General features: G+C 45.6%; 19 protein-coding genes. 18 read left to right on the top strand and 1 reads right to left on the bottom strand.

Features of this window, described 5'->3' with window-relative positions; all coding sequences use genetic code 11:
- The first annotated feature begins 2 nt into the window (after window positions 1–2).
- From G9U52_RS01530 to gnd, 4 genes are all read left to right on the top strand, one after another.
- Complete coding sequence (locus tag G9U52_RS01530) at window positions 3–1,274, top strand: nickel pincer cofactor-dependent isomerase, group 22 (RefSeq protein ID WP_166145138.1); 1,272 nt, start codon at window positions 3–5, stop codon at window positions 1,272–1,274.
- Window positions 1,271–2,824: a gluconokinase gene (gntK, locus tag G9U52_RS01525; protein WP_166145136.1), complete on the top strand. Its 1,554-nt coding sequence runs from the start codon at window positions 1,271–1,273 to the stop codon at window positions 2,822–2,824. Before G9U52_RS01530 ends, gntK begins: the two co-directional genes overlap by 4 nt.
- A 64-nt stretch (window positions 2,825–2,888) precedes the next feature.
- Window positions 2,889–3,656, top strand: a complete 768-nt coding sequence (locus tag G9U52_RS01520; protein WP_166145133.1) for an SDR family oxidoreductase — start codon at window positions 2,889–2,891, stop codon at window positions 3,654–3,656.
- Window positions 3,657–3,740: 84 nt separating this feature from the next.
- Entirely contained in the window at window positions 3,741–5,153 is a 1,413-nt protein-coding gene (gnd, locus tag G9U52_RS01515) for an NADP-dependent phosphogluconate dehydrogenase (protein WP_166145130.1), read from the top strand.
- Here gnd and G9U52_RS01510 read toward each other — a convergent pair.
- A complete protein-coding gene (locus G9U52_RS01510; RefSeq protein ID WP_166145127.1) occupies window positions 5,134–5,493 on the bottom strand; it encodes a hypothetical protein in 360 nt (119 codons plus the stop codon). The two genes, gnd and G9U52_RS01510, sit on opposite strands and share 20 nt — an antisense overlap.
- Window positions 5,494–5,625: 132 nt before the next feature.
- On the opposite strand from G9U52_RS01510, the gene G9U52_RS01505 reads away from it, so the two are divergent.
- From G9U52_RS01505 to G9U52_RS01440, 14 genes are all read left to right on the top strand, one after another.
- On the top strand, window positions 5,626–6,129 hold the full coding sequence (locus G9U52_RS01505; RefSeq protein WP_166145124.1) for a shikimate kinase: 504 nt from the start codon (window positions 5,626–5,628) through the stop codon (window positions 6,127–6,129).
- A gap of 131 nt (window positions 6,130–6,260) precedes the next feature.
- Complete coding sequence (gene aroA, locus G9U52_RS01500) at window positions 6,261–7,553, top strand: 3-phosphoshikimate 1-carboxyvinyltransferase (RefSeq protein ID WP_166145121.1); 1,293 nt, start codon at window positions 6,261–6,263, stop codon at window positions 7,551–7,553.
- A 40-nt stretch (window positions 7,554–7,593) separates the two neighbouring features.
- Entirely contained in the window at window positions 7,594–8,409 is an 816-nt protein-coding gene (locus tag G9U52_RS01495) for a C39 family peptidase (RefSeq protein ID WP_207952740.1), read from the top strand.
- 57 nt (window positions 8,410–8,466) lie between these two features.
- The gene (locus tag G9U52_RS01490; protein WP_166145119.1) at window positions 8,467–8,892 is read left to right on the top strand and encodes a CoA-binding protein; all 426 of its coding nucleotides are present in this window, start codon (window positions 8,467–8,469) and stop codon (window positions 8,890–8,892) included.
- Between the two features lie 3 nt (window positions 8,893–8,895).
- Window positions 8,896–9,558, top strand: a complete 663-nt coding sequence (gene thiE / locus G9U52_RS01485; RefSeq protein WP_166145116.1) for a thiamine phosphate synthase — start codon at window positions 8,896–8,898, stop codon at window positions 9,556–9,558.
- Between the two features lie 140 nt (window positions 9,559–9,698).
- Window positions 9,699–10,493: a hypothetical protein gene (locus G9U52_RS01480; protein ID WP_166145113.1), complete on the top strand. Its 795-nt coding sequence runs from the start codon at window positions 9,699–9,701 to the stop codon at window positions 10,491–10,493.
- A gap of 138 nt (window positions 10,494–10,631) precedes the next feature.
- The gene (locus G9U52_RS01475) at window positions 10,632–12,524 is read left to right on the top strand and encodes a glucose PTS transporter subunit IIA (RefSeq protein ID WP_166145110.1); all 1,893 of its coding nucleotides are present in this window, start codon (window positions 10,632–10,634) and stop codon (window positions 12,522–12,524) included.
- Window positions 12,517–14,250: a phosphoenolpyruvate--protein phosphotransferase gene (ptsP, locus tag G9U52_RS01470; RefSeq protein WP_166145107.1), complete on the top strand. Its 1,734-nt coding sequence runs from the start codon at window positions 12,517–12,519 to the stop codon at window positions 14,248–14,250. The genes G9U52_RS01475 and ptsP overlap by 8 nt, the downstream gene beginning before the upstream one ends.
- A 60-nt stretch (window positions 14,251–14,310) precedes the next feature.
- Entirely contained in the window at window positions 14,311–14,847 is a 537-nt protein-coding gene (locus G9U52_RS01465) for a type 1 glutamine amidotransferase domain-containing protein (protein ID WP_166145104.1), read from the top strand.
- A 24-nt stretch (window positions 14,848–14,871) separates the two neighbouring features.
- Window positions 14,872–15,288 carry a VanZ family protein gene (locus tag G9U52_RS01460; RefSeq protein ID WP_243767080.1) on the top strand — a complete coding sequence of 139 codons (417 nt, stop codon included), beginning with the start codon at window positions 14,872–14,874 and terminating at the stop codon, window positions 15,286–15,288.
- Window positions 15,289–15,360: 72 nt separating this feature from the next.
- Window positions 15,361–15,798 (top strand): hypothetical protein, encoded by a 438-nt coding sequence (locus G9U52_RS01455; RefSeq protein WP_243767079.1) that lies wholly within the window; start codon window positions 15,361–15,363, stop codon window positions 15,796–15,798.
- 176 nt (window positions 15,799–15,974) lie between these two features.
- Window positions 15,975–16,988, top strand: a complete 1,014-nt coding sequence (gene ccpA, locus G9U52_RS01450; RefSeq protein ID WP_166145098.1) for a catabolite control protein A — start codon at window positions 15,975–15,977, stop codon at window positions 16,986–16,988.
- 93 nt (window positions 16,989–17,081) lie between these two features.
- On the top strand, window positions 17,082–17,783 hold the full coding sequence (locus tag G9U52_RS01445; protein ID WP_166145095.1) for a 5'-methylthioadenosine/adenosylhomocysteine nucleosidase: 702 nt from the start codon (window positions 17,082–17,084) through the stop codon (window positions 17,781–17,783).
- A gap of 25 nt (window positions 17,784–17,808) precedes the next feature.
- Entirely contained in the window at window positions 17,809–19,191 is a 1,383-nt protein-coding gene (locus G9U52_RS01440; protein ID WP_166145092.1) for a glycine--tRNA ligase, read from the top strand.
- Window positions 19,192–19,258 lie beyond the last annotated feature (67 nt).

Raw genomic sequence — 19,258 nt, 5'->3', positions numbered from 1 at the left:
ATATGAGTATTTTAAGACAAGTGCTTAAAGACATTCCTATACCGCAAATGGTCAAGATCCGCCAAAGGTTTGATGATACGAAGCTGGAGAATTTGGCAGAATCCCTAAAGCTTGAACTACAAAAGGCGGGAACTATCGACCGTATTAAACCAGGGCAGCAGGTTGCTGTAGCTGTTGGAAGCCGCGGGGTGGCCAATATCGATTTATTTACCAAAATCACCGTGGAAGCGATAAAGAAGGCCGGCGGGCATCCATTTATCGTGCCGTGCATGGGCAGCCATGGTGGCGCTTCTGCTGAAGGGCAGACCGATGTTTTACACCACCTGGGTGTCACCGAGGAATACGTGGGAGCACCTATCCGTTCTTCCATGGAGGTCGTAAAAATTGACGAATTGCCCAATGGGCTTCCGGTTTATGTGGATGAAATTGCCTCAAAAGCGGACGCGATTATTGTCATTAACCGGGTTAAACCCCATACGGCCTTCCGCGGAAGAATTGAAAGCGGCATAATGAAGATGATCGCGATTGGACTTGGCAAGCAAAAAGGTGCCGAAGCTTGCCACCAGCTTGGCTTTAAGTATATGGCAGAAAACGTGCCAGCAATGGCTACGATTATGATTAACAAGCTGCCAATCATATTTGGTATCGCTTTGGTCGAGAATGCTTACGATCAAACCTGCCGCATTGAAGCGCTCCCTGCTGAGCAAATTGAAGCGCGTGAGGAAGTATTGCTCGAAGAAGCCAAAGCTAAGCTGCCGAAAATTTTATTCGACCAGATCGATGTATTGGTCATCGACTATATCGGCAAAAACATCAGTGGCGATGGTATGGATCCTAACATCACGGGTCGCTATCCGACACCTTATGCACATGGCGGACCTGATGTATCAAAGATGGTTGTACTGGACTTGACTCCTGAAACCAATGGCAATGCCAATGGCGTAGGTACTGCTGACTTTACGACACAGCGATTAGTCGATAAAATGGACTTACCTGCAACTTTTGTTAACGGGTTAACTTCGACGGTATGTGCACCTACCAAAATTTCAACGACATTGGATAATGAGTTTTACGCGATCAAGGCTGCTGTAAAAACTTGTAATATCCTTGACTATACCAAATGTCGACTTGTCCGCATTCAAGATACGCTGCATTTGGGTGAAATTGAGATCTCGGTTAATCTGTTGGAAGAGGCTAGGAAGCATACAGATATTGAAATTTTAAGCGAGCCTTATGATCTCCAATTCGACAGTGAAGGGAATTTGGTAAAATGAGTTTGTCATTACAAAAGCCTTATATAATAGCGGCCGACCTAGGTACGACTAGCGCCAAGACGTTAGTCATTGACCGTGATGGTCGGGTTTTGGCTTCATATTCTGTTGAATACCCGCTATATACACCTCGTCCGGATATGGCTGAGCAAGATCCCGACGAGATTTTTCAAGCCTTCCTTGTTGCTATGCAGGCTGTTATTGTGAAAGCACGAATTTTGCCAAGCCAAATTTTATGTGTATCCTTTAGCTCCGCTATGCACAGCTTGATCGCTGTTGACCGTGATTTAAAACCGTTAACGCCCAATATTATTTGGGCTGATAATCGCAGTGTTGGATATGTAAAGGTTTTAAACGAAGAGCATGACGGCCACCAAATTTACATGAACACGGGAACGCCTATCCATCCAATGTCCCCATTATTAAAGCTGATGTGGCTTCGCGACCATCTCCCGGATGTATTCCAGAATGCCCATAAGTTTATCGGGATTAAAGAATATGTGTTTGCCAAGCTGTACGGCAAGTATGTGATCGATTATTCGATTGCCAGTACGACCGGGTTGTTCAACCTACGCAAGCTTGACTGGGATGATAAAGCGATGAAGGCTTGCGGCGTACGCCGTGAACAGCTATCCGATCCGGTTTCAACCGTACATCACCTGGCAGGCATGGATCCGAACTATGCTACCGCAATGGGCTTGCAATCAGATACGCCATTTGTGGTCGGCGCTGCTGATGGGGTTCTGGCAAATCTGGGAGTAGGCGCGTTTGAAGAGGGTGTTTACGCGGTTACTATCGGCACTAGCGGTGCAGTGCGCGGTGTTGTGCGTGAGCCGATCACCGACCCGAAGGGAAGGCTGTTTTGCTATGCCCTTAAAGAGGATTTCTGGGTAGTTGGCGGGGCGATTAATAATGGCGGCATTATGTTCCGGTGGGTTCGTGACCAGTTGGCTACAGCAGAGGCTGAGGAAGGCCGTCGCCGTGGCTTGGATCCTTATGATTATTTAACCTCGCTAGCTGAAGAGGTGGCCGCAGGTTCAGATGGCTTGATCTTCCTGCCTTTGCTTGCGGGAGAGCGCGCTCCGTATTGGAATGCGAATGCAAGAGGTGTGTTTTTCGGATTGTCCTTGTACCATCAGAAAAAACATATGATTCGTTCAGTGCTTGAAGGTGTTATGTATCGAATCCAATCCGTTTTGTCGGCATTGGAGGAGCTCTCGGGGCCTACCAAGGAAATTCGTGCTTCAGGCGGATTTGCCAGGTCCAGTTTTTGGCTGCAGATGATGTCCGATGTAACAGGCAGCTCCGTTGTTGTTCCTAACTCCATTGAAAGCTCAGGGCTAGGTGCAGCACAGCTTGGCTTACTGGCTATGGGAGAAATCAAAGACTTCTCGGTTGTCCACGATTGGATGCAGGTAGAGCACAAGCATGATTTTAATGAGGAAAACTACAAATTGTATCAAAAGTTGACAAATATTTATGGTCGTGTGTACCATCGGTTGAAGGATGAGTTTGATTTAATTGCTGCTTATCAGAAAGAGTATACCAAATAATTTATCAAGCTCTGTAGATGCTTACGAAGTAAGTTTTCTGCGAAAATTTTAAGGGGGATTAACAGTGAATTTATTCGATTTGACTGGGAAAACAGCGGTAGTAATTGGTGGTAATAGTACATTAGGCGGTGCAATGGCAGTTGCTTTGGGTGGACATGGCGCGCATGTAGCTATTGTCGGGCGTAACCAAGAGAAGTCCGAAGCCATCAAGAAAAGCATTGAGGAAGCGGGCGGCCAAGCTAAATGCTTCACAGCAGATGCAACGCTAACCGAAGATTTACATAAAGTGCTCGCCGATGTATTGGCATGGACAGGCCGTGTTGATGTATTGATGAACTGCCCTGGTAAAAACAGCCCAACACCTTTCTTTGATCTGCAAATGGAAGAATGGGATTCGATTATGGATGTTAACCTGAAAAGCGTAGTATTAGCTTGCCAGGTTTTTGGAAAGCATATGGTTGACCAAGGTGAAGGTGGCAGTATCATCAATATTTCCTCTGCATCCTCCCAAGTACCTTTGTCACGAGTGTTCACTTATTCCGCTTCCAAAGCAGCAGTAAACAGCGTAACGAAGTTTTTAGCTCGTGAATTTGCTCCATCCAAGGTTCGTGTCAATGCGATCATTCCAGGCTTTTTCCCAGCTGAACAAAATCGTAAGCTCCTGACTCCTGAACGTACAGCATCCATCATGGGCCACACCCCAATGGGTCGCTTCGGCGATGCCGAAGAGCTTCAGGGCGCGGCAGTATTTCTAGCGTCGGATAAGGCTTCAAGCTTCGTTACAGGCTCACTTTTGACAGTAGATGGCGGCTTCACGGCGATGACGATCTAATAAACTTTTGAAATTTTCGGAGAAATGTTTATAATTACAGATGGAGTGGCAATTGAAACTATATGCGGGAGATGAAGAAACCAGATGTCTAAGCAACAAGTTGGCGTAATCGGATTGGCAGTTATGGGTAAGAACCTGGCTTTAAATATTGAAAGCAGAGGTTTCACAGTGTCCGTATTCAACCGTTCGCGTGAGAAAACAGATTCTTTGATTGAAGAAGCAGCGGGCAAAAACCTTGTAGGTACATATAGCATCGAAGAGTTCGTAGCTTCCTTGGAAACCCCACGCAAGGTATTGATCATGGTTCAAGCAGGAGCAGGTACGGACGCTACTATTGATTCCTTGGTTCCCTTACTAGATAAAGGCGACATTATTATCGATGGCGGTAATGCCTATTTCCCTGATACCGTTCGCAGAAACAAAGACTTGCAAGCCCATGGCCTGCGCTTTATTGGTACAGGTGTTTCCGGCGGCGAAGAGGGCGCATTAAAAGGACCTTCGATCATGCCAGGCGGACAAAAGGATGCTTATGAGCTGGTTGAACCGATCTTGACGGCCATCTCGGCCAAAGTTGGCGGCGACCCTTGCTGCACCTATATTGGACCAGACGGAGCAGGGCATTATGTGAAGATGGTGCACAACGGCATCGAGTATGGCGACATGCAGTTGATTTGCGAAGCATACCAGCTGTTGAAGGACGTATTGGATGTTAGTACGGACGAGCTTTATGAAATTTTCTCCGAATGGAATAAAGGCGAGCTGGATAGCTACCTGATTGAAATTACTACCGATATTTTCACCAAAAAAGATCCGGAAACAGGCAAACCGATGATCGATGTTATTCTTGACTCTGCCGGTCAAAAAGGTACAGGTAAATGGACAAGCCAAAGCTCATTGGATCTAGGTGTGCCATTATCCATCATTACCGAATCCGTATTCTCCCGTTTCTTGTCTGCAATGAAGCAAGAACGTGTAGCGGCAAGCAAAGTGCTTAGCGGTCCGACGGTTTCCAAATATACAGGCGACCGCACTGAATTTATTGAAGCGGTACGCAAGGCGTTATATGCAAGCAAAATTTGCTCTTACGCACAAGGCTTTGCCCAAATGAGAGCGGCATCGGTTGAGTACAACTGGAGCCTGGATTACGGCAGTATTGCGATGATCTTCCGTGGTGGCTGCATCATTCGCGCTCGTTTCTTGCAAAATATCAAAGATGCTTATGATCGTGATCCTGAGCTAAAAAACCTGCTGCTTGATACTTATTTCCAAGAAATCGTGGGCAATTACCAGGATTCATGGAGAAGCGTTGTTGCAACAGCTGTAACTCGTGGTATTCCTGCACCAGCATTTGCGTCAGCACTTGCTTATTACGATAGCTACCGCACAGAGCGGTTGCCGGCCAACCTGCTGCAAGCGCAAAGAGACTACTTCGGAGCCCATACGTTCCAACGTTTGGACAAAGAGGGATCCTTCCACTTTAACTGGATGGAAAACTAAACGATTTAGGGGCTAGCGGTTCTGCCGGAGGCGACGGTTGAAGGCCAAAGATGGCTTCATGTATCCAGGTTTTCAATTGGTCTGCTTCTTGGTCGAAGCCGCCCCGCCGCTGAATCAGCATTAAAGATATCTCTGCAAAGTGATGAAAGTTTTGCAGCAAGCGTGGCTGGGAGAGCTCAAGCAATTGGGGGTTCTTCTCGGCCACCTTTTTTTTGATATATTCCAATACCCAGACAAGGTCATCTCTGCATAAGAGGTGAGAGCTATCTAACATCTGCTCGATTTTTCGTCTTTCGATTTCCTGGGGAGGCAGCTGGAATGGAGAGAAATCTAGGTTCATAAGGGTTCTCCTTCTTATTTGGTATAGGCTCCGTTCCGTTCATCTTATGACTTTGTAAAGGTTTCTATTCATGGTGAAGGTCCTATGTTATGATAAAAAAGCTTGAAATTAGCTGTAAAAGGTGTGAGAGCAATGAAACACAAAAATATTATTATAGTTGGCTTTATGGGGACAGGAAAAACAGCGGTAGGCAAGGCTATGGCTGAACGGTTAGGCTGGCGGTTTGTCGATACCGACCACTACATTGAGTCCAAGCAGGGAACAACAATTAGTGACATGTTTCGCGACTTGGGCGAACCGGCTTTTCGTAACATGGAGGGCGAGGCGATTGCAGCCGTTCTCGAAGGCTCTAGGCAAGTTGTTGCCACAGGCGGAGGAGCGGTACTCGCCGAGCATAATCGGGTTTGTATGCAACAAGAGGGCTACGTGGTTGCTCTAAAAGCTGCCCCAGAGGTTATTATTAACAGAGTCAAACAGGATGAAAAACGTCCTTTGGTACAAGGTGATGTGAAGGAACGGGTATATTCTTTATTGGAAGCACGTAAGCATGCTTATGATTTTGCGGATTTAATTATCGATTCCAGCACCGCTTCGGTCGAAGAAATTGTCGAGCAAGTCATAGATGCCATACAATAAAGCGGGCATCAGATTCAAGAACGCTAGTATTAGTTTTCAAGCTCTGAGCAATATGTTAAACTTGAACTAACTTTTTGATAACAGCTAAACATTGGGCAACTTTTTTTGGGGAACAGGAGAGATACATATTCATGAAAGCTATTGTAAAACCGACAAATAGATTAGAAGGTACGATAAATGCGTTATCCTCCAAAAACTACACAACCCGTTATTTGTTAATTGGTGCGCTGGCTGAGGGGACAAGTACGATTTATTATCCGGCTCATAGTGAAGATAGTGATGCGATGCGTCGTTGTATCCGTGATTTAGGTGCCATTGTTGAAGAAGATGATGAAAAAATGACGATCCAGGGCTTTGGCAAGCATCCTCGCGATGTATCGCAACTAGATGTTGGCAACGCGGGTGCTGTGCTTCGCTTTTTGATGTCAGTGGCTGCATTTTGCCCTGAGGTCACCTTTATTAATGCCTATCCGAACTCTCTTGGCAAAAGGCCGCATGATGATTTAATTGAGTCGCTTCAAGCGATGGGAGTGGAAATTGAACATAATGAAGGCAAACTGCCGATTACCATTCGCAATGGCAAATTGCATGGTGGTAAAATTAAAGTATCCGGCAACGTTAGCTCGCAATTTTTAAGCTCCTTGCTGTTTATGGCACCACTACTGGATGAAGACAGCGAAATTGAGGTTCTTCATGACTTGAAATCCAAAGTTATTGTAGGGCAAACGCTGGAAGTTATCGCCCAAGCGGGTATCCATATTGAAGCCTCTGAGGACTTGATGCATTATACAATTAAAGGCGGACAAAAGTATGAGCCGCAAAAATATGTGGTGCAAGGCGACTATCCGGGATCTGCAGCTATTCTCGCAGCAGCGGCAGTCACGCATTCCGATGTAACCGTGCTGCGCTTGGAGGAAAACAGCAAGCAGGGTGAAAAGGCGGTTGTGGATGTATTACGTGCTATGGGGGTTAACCTGACCCATGAGAACGGCGTAGTCCGTGTATTAGGCAACCAGCAGCTGAAGGCTGGAGAATTTGATGGCGACCATTTTACCGATGGCGTGCTGGCCATGGTGGCTGCCGCTGTATTCGCAGAGGGCACCTCGCGTTTTTATAACGTGGAGAACCTCCGCTACAAGGAATGTGACCGTATCACCGATTTTTTAACGGAGCTTCGAAAAGCGGGAGCCCATGTAGAAGAGCGGCAAAGCGAAATTATTATTCACGGTTCTCCTCAAGGTGTAGCAGGTGGGGTGGAAATCAATGCCCATTATGACCATCGAGTCATTATGGCGTTAACCATTGTAGGTCTACGTTCGGAGAAAGGGCTTATCATTAATGATGCCCACCATGTAGCCAAATCGTATCCGCATTATTTTGAGCATTTATTGTCCTTAGGCGCACAAATTGAGCTTGTTGAATAATGAATTAGGGTAATTATCTTAGACAAGTGGGTTGATGGCTATGACTGTACTTTGGAAAGGCATGCAGGTTACGTTCGGGTTCCTTCTCATAGTGGGACTCCTGTTTGCTAGCGGGGTTTTTTCAGTACTGCTGTACGCCAAATTCACCGGTCAGGCATGGTTCAGCGAGTCCACCATTGCTTATGCAGAAACAGCAGGTGCCAAGCAGCAAATCATTATGACAGCTACGCCACCACCCGTGGCAGCTCCTTTGGCACCTTCTGCAATGATCAACGCACCTGCAATACGCCAATATCCCGAACTTCCTTCAGGCTGTGAAATTACGAGTTTGACGATGATGTTTCAATATTACGGAATCGACAAAGGCAAGATGGAGCTATTGCCGGAATTAAAGCGTGATAGAACGCCTTTAAAATGGAATGTGGATGGATCTATTGCTTATTGGGGTAATCCGAATACAGGTTTTGTAGGGGAAATTACTGGATCTGCCAAAGGTTTTGGCATTTTTCATGGAGCTTTATTTGAATTGCAAAAGAAATATATCCCAACTGCTGTTGATTTAACGAACCAGCCCTTTGAGAAGCTAGAGCAGCAGCTGCGTGAGGGAATTCCTTCCGTTGTCTGGACGACGATCAATTATCAGGTTCCTGATAAATGGGTCGTATGGGATACACCAATCGGGCCGCTTAAAACAACCTTTATGGAGCATGCCGTACTACTCGTTGGATTTGATGAAAGCAATGTATATGTTAATGACCCAGTCAGTGGAAAAAGTAATGTACGAATTGATAAAGCACGATTTCTTGATACATGGAATGTGATGGGTAAGCAAGCCTTATCTTATACCAAGAGCTAAGCCTGGGTATGCTAGGTCGAATGAATGAAACGATCCATATAAAAGGAGCTGGTCATTATGGGCTTTGAAAATCCTGCTAGAGAACATATTAAGGAGCTGCTTGCCGCTACAGGGAATATTGCGGTTGTTGGCTTGTCCGACAAGCCGGATCGTGTTTCCTACATGGTGGCTCAAGCCATGCAGCAAAAAGGGTATCGGATCATACCGGTTAACCCTAATGCTACATCTATATTGGGAGAGGTTTGTTACCCCTCCTTATCCGATATCCCCGAGCCTGTTGATATTGTCAATGTGTTCAGGCGAAGTGAGCAAGTGGTACCTGTGGCAGAGGAAGCTGTGAAAATTAAAGCCAAGGTTTTTTGGCTGCAATCCGGCATATTCAATGACGAAGCCGCCGAGATTGCCCAAAGTGGCGGACTTGAAGTTATTATGGACCGATGCATCAAGGTTGAAGATGCGATTCTGCTTCCTAGGGGGAGATGAGCTATGACTAACAGACCGATTTCATCTTATTTGCAGGTATATTTAGTTATGGGCTTGGACGGGCACGGAGAGCGGACAGCATTGGAAATTGCGGAGGAAGCATTAGCCGAAGGGGTTACCATGATCCAGCTTCGTGAAAAGAATGCCCCTTTGAAAGAAATTTTAAAGCAAGGTGCCCAATTGAAAGTGTTATGCCAGCAATATAAAGTACCCTTTATCGTCAACGATAGGGTAGATGTAGCTTTGCTATTGGATGCGGATGGTGTCCATGTGGGGCAGGATGACCTTCCTGGTAAAGAGGCCCGCCAGCTTTTAGGCCCTAACAAAATCATTGGCATTTCTGCCGGAAATTTAAGTGAAGCAGAATGGGCAATGGCTAGTGGCGCCGATTATTTAGGGGTAGGGCCGATTTATTCAACAGCCACCAAGCAAGATGCGGGAAGTGCAATCGGCACTGGACTTATTCGGGAAATCAGGGAACGCTGGGCGATTCCGATTGTTGGTATAGGCGGCATTGACCAAAGCAACACCTCAGAGGTTATTCTTGCAGGAGCAGATGGCGTTGCCGTTGTATCTGCTATATGCAGCCACCCTGATCCTGGTTATGCCTCCAGAGCGCTGCTAACTATCGTACAAGATACTTTTTCGACCCAATCTATAAAGTAAAAGGGCTACGGCATTATCCAGCACCTTCCACAAATAAAATAAATCATCCTTTGGGACAATAAGAAAAGCTTCGTGAACAGGTTAGAACTGAGATAGATTCCTGTTCTGGAAGACTTTTATTGTCTAGGAGGATTTTTCGTATGTACCAAAACTACCAGCAAAACGCGTTTCAAAACCAAATGGGTGCATCTAATAACGGGGGTTCGCAATATCGAGGTATGGATGCGAAGTACCAACCTGTAGGCAATGTACAGTCGCAGTATAACCAATCGCTTGGAATGAACGGGCAAATGGGTTACCAAAATACAAACCAGAACCTGAACAACAGCTTTCAAGGACAAAATAGCTTTCAAGGACAAAATACGGATACCTTCCACACAGCGAGCTACCGCGGCAACCAGCCAGGGCATGATGCCTACTTGAGGTCAGATTCTACCCAAACCGCACAAAGCCAAAACGGAATGGGAGCTGGCAACCAGATGTCGTCATTTAATAATACAGGAGCCACTTATGGTGGGTATCCACAGCAATCCCAGCAATTTGCGCAGCAAAATCCGAGTTCGTTCCATACTTCAAGCTATCAAGGCAACCAGCCAGGCCACGATGCTTACTTGAGGTCAGACTCGACCCAGCCAGCACAAAGCCAATTTGGGATGGGCGCTTCCACAGGCTTTAACTCTTACAATAACAATACGGGAATAAGCAGCCAATACGGCTCAAGCCAGTCAAGCCAACAAAATCAGCCCTACCAACAAAATCAACAAAACCAAGCCTTTAACCAATTACAAAGCCCACAGTCCTACCATACAGCGAGCTACCGTGGCAACCAACAGGGCCATGATGCTTACTTGAGATCAGACTCTACACAACCAGCGCAAAATAACCAAAACCAATTTGGAGCCAGCAACAATTCTTTTAGCCGTTACCAATTTTAATATGCACACGTTAGATCTGAAGCGGGCTCACAAGCCCGCTTTCTTTATTTGCAAGCAGGTAAGTGAGGTTCATTTAGTTGTTTGACAAAACTATGCTTTGGCTTTACCATCGGAGTATAGAGGGAGGGGACGGTTGGTTTGAACTGGATGGGAAGCTTGCAGCAGTTAGGGCGGTCGTTAATGCTTCCGACCATGATCTTACCCGTTGCTGCTATTTTGCTCTGGTTAGGAGCTTTTCCTTGGGCAGATATACATATGGAGCAAGTTGGGGAAATCTTATTATTTTGTGGCAATACAATCTTTACGTACCTTCCCATGATATTTGCAGTAGGTGTTGCTCTCGGATTAACAGAGAGCGCGGGCATATCGGGAATGTCGGCATTAATAGGTCATATCATGTTTATCCAAGCGACTAGGCATTACCTGGGGGCAGAGTTTCATTTGGGCGTGCCAGGTGGTATTCTGATAGGCCTTATTGCAGCGATCCTTTACCATCGCTGTAAAAACATTCAATTGCCTGAAGCGATTCAAATTTTTGGTGGTCCTCGGATGGTACCGCTGCTAATGGGCTTGGCCATATTCATCCTTAGCTTAATTACGATCGAAATTGGTCCCTACATGGAAGCTTTTATGGAAAAGCTGTCAACAGGCATTATTGGGCTAGGTGGCTTTGGCACATTTGTCCATGGTGTTATTCATCGATTATTAGTGCCATCAGGACTTCACCATGTATTTAACAATTTCTTCTGGTTCCAGCTTGGTGCTTTCCAGAAGCCTAGTGGAGAAATGGTATTTGGTGATCTACCTCGATTTTTCGCGGGTGATCCTAGTGCTGGATCTTACATGGCGGGGCTTTATCCGATTATGATGTTCGCATTGCCCGCGATTGCTTTAGCTATTATTCAAGAAGCGCGGGAGGATTTAAAGCCGAAAATCCGTGCAACCTTTTTAACTGCCGCATTAGCTTCTTTCTTAACAGGGGTTACGGAGCCAATTGAATTTGCTTTTATGTTTGTGGCTCCCTACTTGTTCGTGGTTCACGCGATCCTTTCAGGGCTGGCGATGTGGATAGCCTACAGCTTGAACATCCACCACGGCTTTTCCTACTCGGCAGGTGCGATTGATTATTTGATCAATTTCCATTTGTCTAACAATGGGTGGATGCTGCTTGTAATCGGGCTTGCCTATGGTTTGCTTTATTATTTTTTATTTCGTTGGGCGATTCGTCGCTTTCGCATTCCGACACCAGGAAGAGAGGAAGGCTCACCACTAGAAGAGTGGGCGGGGGATATTCCATACAGGTCTCCGCTTATCCTGCAGTCACTTGGTGGCAAGGATAATATTAAGAGCATCGAGGCTTGCATAACCCGGCTGAGGCTCACTTTAACGAATGACCGGTTGATGGATACCGTGGCACTTAAGCATTTGGGTGCAGCAGGGGTAATCCGGCTAGGTGGCGGCAATGTGCAGGTTGTGTTTGGCACTTATTCCGAACTAATTCGTGAGGAAATTAAGAAGCTGATGCGTAAGGATATCCATCAAGTCTTATTCAATGCTCCGATGCAGGGCCAGATGATCCCGCTGGAGGATGTGCCTGACAAAATTTTTGCTGGCAAGCTTGTAGGTAATGGAGTCGCTTTTATGCCGGAAAAAGGTGAGCTTGTAGCGCCGGTATCAGGCAAAATTATTATTTTATACCCGACTTTGCATGCGATAGGGATCGAGACCGATGAAGGCTTGGAGGTTCTCCTGCACATCGGAATTGATACTGCACAGCTTCAAGGCAAATGGTTTACAGCATTTATTAAAGAAGGCGACAGGGTGGAGGCGGGCCAATTGCTTGTTAAATTCAATCTCGAAAAAGTGAAAAAAAACTGCAAATCGCTCGCCACCCCCATGTTGATTACCAATGTGGACAAAGTCAAATCCTGGAGCTTTGCACCGTATAAGGGCGTCAAAAAAGGACAGGCTTCCGTTATGTCAGTTGTCTTAAAAGAAGAAGCAGTTAAGGGAGGGAACGCTCTTGGTTGAGGGGATTGGAGCTGCATCAGGCATTGCGATGGGCAAAGCTTTTGTCATACCGACCTGGGAATGGGACTTCCCTGAAAAGCTGATTGATGTTAAAGATTTGGCCTTCGAATTTGAACGGCTATATGACGGGATTCGTTCCTCAAAGACAGAGATTGAATGCATCAAGCAAGAGTTCGTAACCGTATTAGGCGACGATAAAACGTCGATCTTTGATGCCCACCTGGCGATTCTGGAAGACCCGATTTTTATGAATGAAGTCCAAGGCATTATGCAGCGGCAATATAAGGCGGCCGAGGTAGCTGTAAAAGAAGCGATTGAGAAGTTTGTCAATATGTTCGACCTGCTGGATGACCCCTATATGAAGGAAAGAGCTCTTGACATCAAGGATGTCGGAAACCGGCTCTTAAAGCATCTTCTAGGTGCTCTGGAGGAAGCTATTCCCCCTAAGGAGCAGCCCTATATTGTGGTCGCCAAGGAGCTGTCTCCATCCGAGATGGTACATTTGGATACGAACCATGCACTTGGCATGGTCACCATGCTGGGCGGGCAAACCTCGCATGTTTCCATTATGGCTCGTGCGATGGGGATTCCCTATGTGCTGGGACTTGAAGGAAAGCTGCCGACGCCCATTCAAAATGGCGATTTCCTGATTATTGATGGTGATGAGGGGCATGTCTTCATCAATCCTTCAGAGGAACTCATAGCGTTATACAAAGCAAGGAAAGCGGTTTGGCTCAAAATGCGTGATAAGCTTCAGGTGCTTGCGCATATTCCTACACGGACTGAAGATGGAATCGAAATTCAGCTAGCCGCGAATATCAGTACAGTGAAAGAGCTGGACCAAGTAATGAAAAACGGTGCTTCCGGTGTGGGCTTGTTCCGTACTGAATTTATTTATATGGACAGGGACAGCCTGCCTCTTGAAGAAGAGCAATTTAGAGTTTACAAGCAGGTCGCCGAGAAGCTTCATGGTAAACGGGTAGTCATTCGGACGTTAGATATCGGCGGAGATAAAAGCTTGGATTATTTTGCCCTACCCGATGAGGATAATCCGGCTCTTGGTTATCGTGCCATCCGAATTTCCTTGGACCGCACCGATTTGTTCAAAACGCAGCTAAGGGCTATATTACGTGCTAGCTACTTTGGCAATATACAACTGCTTTATCCGATGATCTCATCAGTGGAGGAGCTAGATAGAGCGAATCATGTCCTCCAAATAGCCAAGCAGGAATTGCGGGATGAACAAATTTTGTTTAATGAGCAAATTGAGGTTGGTATAATGATAGAAGTTCCAGCAGCTGTTGTAATCGCGGATCTTTTGGCTCCTAAGGTTAACTTTTTTAGTATTGGTACCAATGACCTAGTCCAGTATGTGCTTGCAGTGGATCGAATGAACGAGACCGTAGCCCATTTATATGACCCCTTCCATCCGGCCGTGCTTCGTATGCTGAAGAGCACCGTGGAGGCTGCCAAGGCTGCCAACATCCATGTCAGTGTTTGTGGGGAAATGGCTGGAGATATTCGGGCGTTGCCGATTTGGCTTGGCTTGGAGATCAAGGAGCTCAGTATGTCGGTGCAATCTATTTTAAAAGTCAAAAATAGCTTGCTGCAAAGTCATTTCAATGAAAGCTCGGCGATTTGGAAAGAATTGCTTTGTTGCACGAGCAGTACAGCCGTCCTTAAAATATTAAGTAAATATTTGCATCAGGATGTGCTGGCCCAGTGAGGAACAGCAAGTAAGGAATTATAAGTTATCTGCAAGATCTTATAAATGGGAGGGTACATCATGGAATTGAAGGGTTATAAAGTATTGGCGTTTGTCGATGAGGATTTTGAGGATTTGGAAATGTGGTATCCTGTGCTGCGTTTGCGTGAAGCTGGGGCTGAGGTCCATTTGGTTGGACAGGCCGCGAACCAAGTATTTCATGGCAAATATGGCGTTCCTTTGACAAGCGAATATGCCTTTGCAGATGTGAAATCCAGTGATTACATAGGTTTATATGTTCCCGGTGGTTGGGCACCTGATAAGCTTCGACGGTATGCGGATGTTTTAAGATTAACAAGAGAATTTCATGAGGTCGCAAAGCCCATTGCCCATATTTGCCACGGAGGCTGGGTGCTTGCTTCTGCCAAAATTTGTGCCGGATATACGATGACATCAACTCCTGGCATTAAAGACGATCTGGAGCATGCTGGAGCCACTTGGGTCGATGAAGAGGTTGTGGTCGACCGCAATATCGTTTCAGGTCGCAGGCCGCCTGACCTGCCAGCCTTTATGAGAGAATTTATCCGTGTGCTTGATGCCTATAAAACTAAGAATTAACGGCATTCTACTTAATTAGGAGTTATGATGATGAAAGCAGTTATCCGCTTGTTTCCCGCTGTTTTTTGGATGGGAGTCATTTTTTATTTATCCTCCAAAACCAGCAATGAGATGGGGGGCTGGCTTTACGAAATCCAATTGTTATTTCCGTTTATGCAAAGCTTGGATTGGGGACATTTTCTTGCTTATTTTATTTTGTCGGTCACCTTTGCTTGGTCATTTCGCGGTAAGCTCACCTTGGGACGTAAAGCTATTATTGTGATATTATGTTTGGTGTATGGGGTTACGGATGAGTTCCATCAATACTATGTGCCTGGTCGTACGCCGGATATGAAGGATTTGGTTAATGATGGGATTGGCGCTTCATTAGCTATGCTGTTGCTCTCTGTTCCTTTTATTCGAGCTCGCTTTGAGAGCTTAAAGGGTGCTAAATATTACTAACCTTCATCATGCAGGAGTTTGGTTCTGGAAGTAGAATATTTCTAGATAAAGAGCTATTGGCTTCTTAGAGCGATGAAGGAGTGGTATGAGTTGCATATGCTTTGCAAGTGTGGCAGTACAATGGGCGTCAAGCTAAGGACTGTCATCTATCAAAACAAAGTAGAGATTGAAAACGTTCCTGTCTTTACATGCGAGGCTTGTAATCGAAGTGAAGTATTCGCAGAAATCAAGCCAGCGCTGATAGATGTCATTAAAAGATTTGGGAATTCACCCGAAAAGCAGCTTTTGCAATTTAATGAGTTTAATGAGATCGCTTATTTGATGCTTCGAGCAACGGATAAAAAATTTGCTGCTGAATCTGTCGAGAAAATTGTCGAGGAACGGATCAACGAGCTGTTGGATCTGCTCTTGCTAGCGCAATCCTTGGTTGACCAGCCTTGGACAGATGACCTCCGCAAACGGCTTGAGCAAATCTCCAAGCATTCATTGTCTGTTAATGATTCACCTTAAATAACGATTAATATACAAGCTAGCTGCGTTGCAGTTGGCTTTTTTTGTTGAATTTGATACTATAAATGAAAGAGATTGTTGATTTCATTGCGAAAAACCGTAATTTGTCGTATGATAAAGCCTAATAGGTAAGAGAACGTAGTATTAATACAATTTACATACTGGAGCGAATGTCCGTGACCGTAACCATTTATGATGTAGCTAGAGAAGCAGGCGTATCCATGGCAACCGTATCGAGGGTTGTGAACAATAACCCCAACGTAAAGCCGCAAACACGCAAGAAAGTATTTGAAGCCATCGAACGTCTCGGTTATCGCCCTAATGCTGTAGCCAGAGGTTTAGCCAGTAAGAAAACAACTACCGTTGGTGTGGTCATTCCGGATATTTCGAATACGATTTTCTCGGAGCTTGCGAGAGGGATCGAAGATATCGCGAACATGTATCACTACAACATCATATTGTGTAATGCAGATAAAAAGAAGGATAAGGAAATCCGTGTCATCAACACCTTGCTGGAGAAGCAGGTTGATGGGCTTCTGTTTATGGGCGGAGCTGTAACGGACGAGCATTTGCAAGCCTTCAAAACCTCATCCGTTCCCATTGTGCTATGCGCCACTACAGATGATAATGACGCCTTTGCTTCAGTGGATATTAACCACGAACAAGCAGCTTTTGATGCCGTTAATTTATTGATCCAGAATGGGCACCGTAACATTGCGATGATATCAGGAACGCTGCAGGATCCAGCTAATGGATTTGCGCGTCACCAAGGCTACAAAAAAGCGCTTGAAGCAGCTGGCATTCCTTTTAGAGAAGATTATGTAAGGGTTGGCAATTACCGCTATGAATCAGGATTGGAAGTATCTAAGTACTTTTTAGAGCTTGCTGACCGTCCGACAGCCATTTTCGCGGCTACCGATGAAATGGCAATTGGCGCTATGCACACCTTGCTAGATAATGGTGTGAGAGTTCCAGAAGACATTTCAATCATCAGCGTAGACAATATTCGTATGGCTTCGATGGTAAGGCCGCAGCTAACAACGGTAGCCATGCCGATGTATGACATCGGTGCCGTATCTATGAGGCTGTTGACCAAGCTAATGAATAAAGAGACGAAGGATGCATCGGAACTTATGCAGGTTATTTTGCCCCATGAGATCATTCATAGAAATTCGGTGGCTCATCTCTAATATGAGCCTCTTTCTTTTTATGAGGGTCTATAGATTTCAGCTTATACTTACGACGTTAACTTTCCTAAGGAAAGTTTTTAGGAGGACACCCTGTTGTCATATGATAAAATTGGTATCATCGGTGCGATGAAGGAAGAAATTGCGTTATTTTTGGGGCAAATGGAGCAAGTCCAAATAAGTGAAAAAGCGAAGATCCAATTTATGGATGGGTTCTTTCATGGTAAGAAGGTAGTACTCTGCAAGTCGGGTGTGGGCAAAGTTAATGCCGCAGTGACGACGCAAATTTTGATTGATTCCTTTGGGGTAGACGCGATTATTTTCACAGGTGTGGCAGGGGCTGTGGATCCTGGATTAAATGTGGGAGATATTGTAGTAGCATCCGAGCTGCTGCAGCATGATATGGATGTAACCGCGCTTGGCTTCCCGCGAGGGACGATTCCTTTTGAGGATATCTCCTTGTTTGTAACGGATGAGCGGCTAAGGCAAGCGGCAGTAGAGGCGAGCACAGAGCTTTTTCCTGGGCGTGTCCATGTGGGACGAATCTTGTCGGGTGACCAGTTTATCGCGAGCCGTGAGACCGTTGCCAAGCTCTACAGCGAGCTTCAAGGCGCTTGCACAGAGATGGAAGGTGCGGCAGTGGCGCAAGTATGTGCCATGAACAGCATCCCTCAGGTGGTGATCCGGTCGATGTCGGATAAAGCAGATGGGTCGGCTGAGGTGAATTTTGCTGAATTTACGGTACTGGCATCAGAGAATTCATCTCGAATTGTCAATCATATATTGAAGAATTGGTAATTATATCGAAGGAGAGAACGTAAACATGACAGTGAGTATGGAACAAATCGTAGCTTTAGCCAAACACCGGGGTTTTATTTTTCCGGGTTCAGAGATTTACGGAGGTTTAGCCAACACTTGGGATTATGGTCCATTAGGAGTAGAGCTCAAAAATAATGTAAAAAAAGCCTGGTGGAAAAAGTTTATCCAGGAGTCCCCTTATAATGTCGGCTTGGATGCAGCGATCCTGATGAATCCCCAAGCTTGGGTTGCTTCAGGCCATGTAGGTAATTTTAACGATCCAATGGTGGACTGTAAGCAATGTAAATCTCGCCATCGTGCTGATAAAATTATCGAGAACGCTTTAGGTGAAAAAGGCATTGAAATGGTAGTGGATGGACTTAGCTTCGATCAAATGATGGATTTGATGAAGGAGCACCACATTGTTTGCCCAGATTGCGGCGCTTTCGATTATACCGAGATTCGCCAGTTTAACCTCATGTTCAAAACGTTCCAAGGTGTAACGGAATCAAGCTCTAACGTTGTGTATATGCGCCCGGAAACAGCTCAGGGTATTTTCGTGAATTTCAAAAATGTACAACGCACCATGAGAAAGAAGCTCCCTTTTGGTATCGGTCAAATCGGCAAAAGCTTTAGAAATGAAATCACACCAGGTAATTTTACATTCCGCACCCGTGAATTTGAACAGATGGAGCTGGAATTTTTCTGTAAGCCTGGCGAAGATATGCAATGGTTCGAGTTCTGGAGAACTTATTGCTTTAGCTGGTTGAAGGATTTGGGCTTAAAAGAAGACCATATTCGCATGAGAGACCATTCCGATGATGAATTATCCCATTACAGCAATGCCACCTCCGATATTGAATATAAATTTCCTTTTGGCTGGGGTGAGCTATGGGGCATCGCAGACCGTACCGATTACGATCTGAAGCAGCATATGCAGCATTCCGGTGAGGACTTCAATTACATCGATACGGAGTCCAATGAGCGATATGTTCCTTATTGTATTGAGCCTTCGTTGGGTGCTGACCGGGTTACCTTGGCGTTTTTGATTGATGCTTATGAGGAGCAAAAGCTTGAAGGCGACGATAGCCGGACGGTACTGCGTTTTCATCCAGCGCTTGCGCCTATCAAAGCGGCAATATTCCCATTGTCCAAGAAGCTATCAAGCGGAGCGCTTAAGGTGTTTGAGGACTTAGCAAAGTACTTTATGGTCGAATATGATGAAGCAGGCTCGATTGGCAAAAGATATCGTCGCCATGACGAAATCGGTACGCCTTTTTGCATCACTTATGATTTTGACTCCGAGCAGGATGCGCAAGTAACGGTGCGCCACCGCGATTCGATGGAGCAAACGAGAATGCCAATTACCGACCTAAGAAGATTTATCGAAGAGAAAATCCAATTTTAATCTAATGTTTGCCTAGAAGCTTATGGTCAATCGGATAAAGCCCGCCTCCAATAATTGGATAGCGGGC

This window comes from Paenibacillus agricola (genome assembly GCF_011440305.1).
Classification (GTDB): domain Bacteria; phylum Bacillota; class Bacilli; order Paenibacillales; family NBRC-103111; genus Paenibacillus_S; species Paenibacillus_S agricola.
Note: the sequence above shows the minus strand (reverse complement) of the source record. Positions and strands in the feature narration are given on the sequence as shown.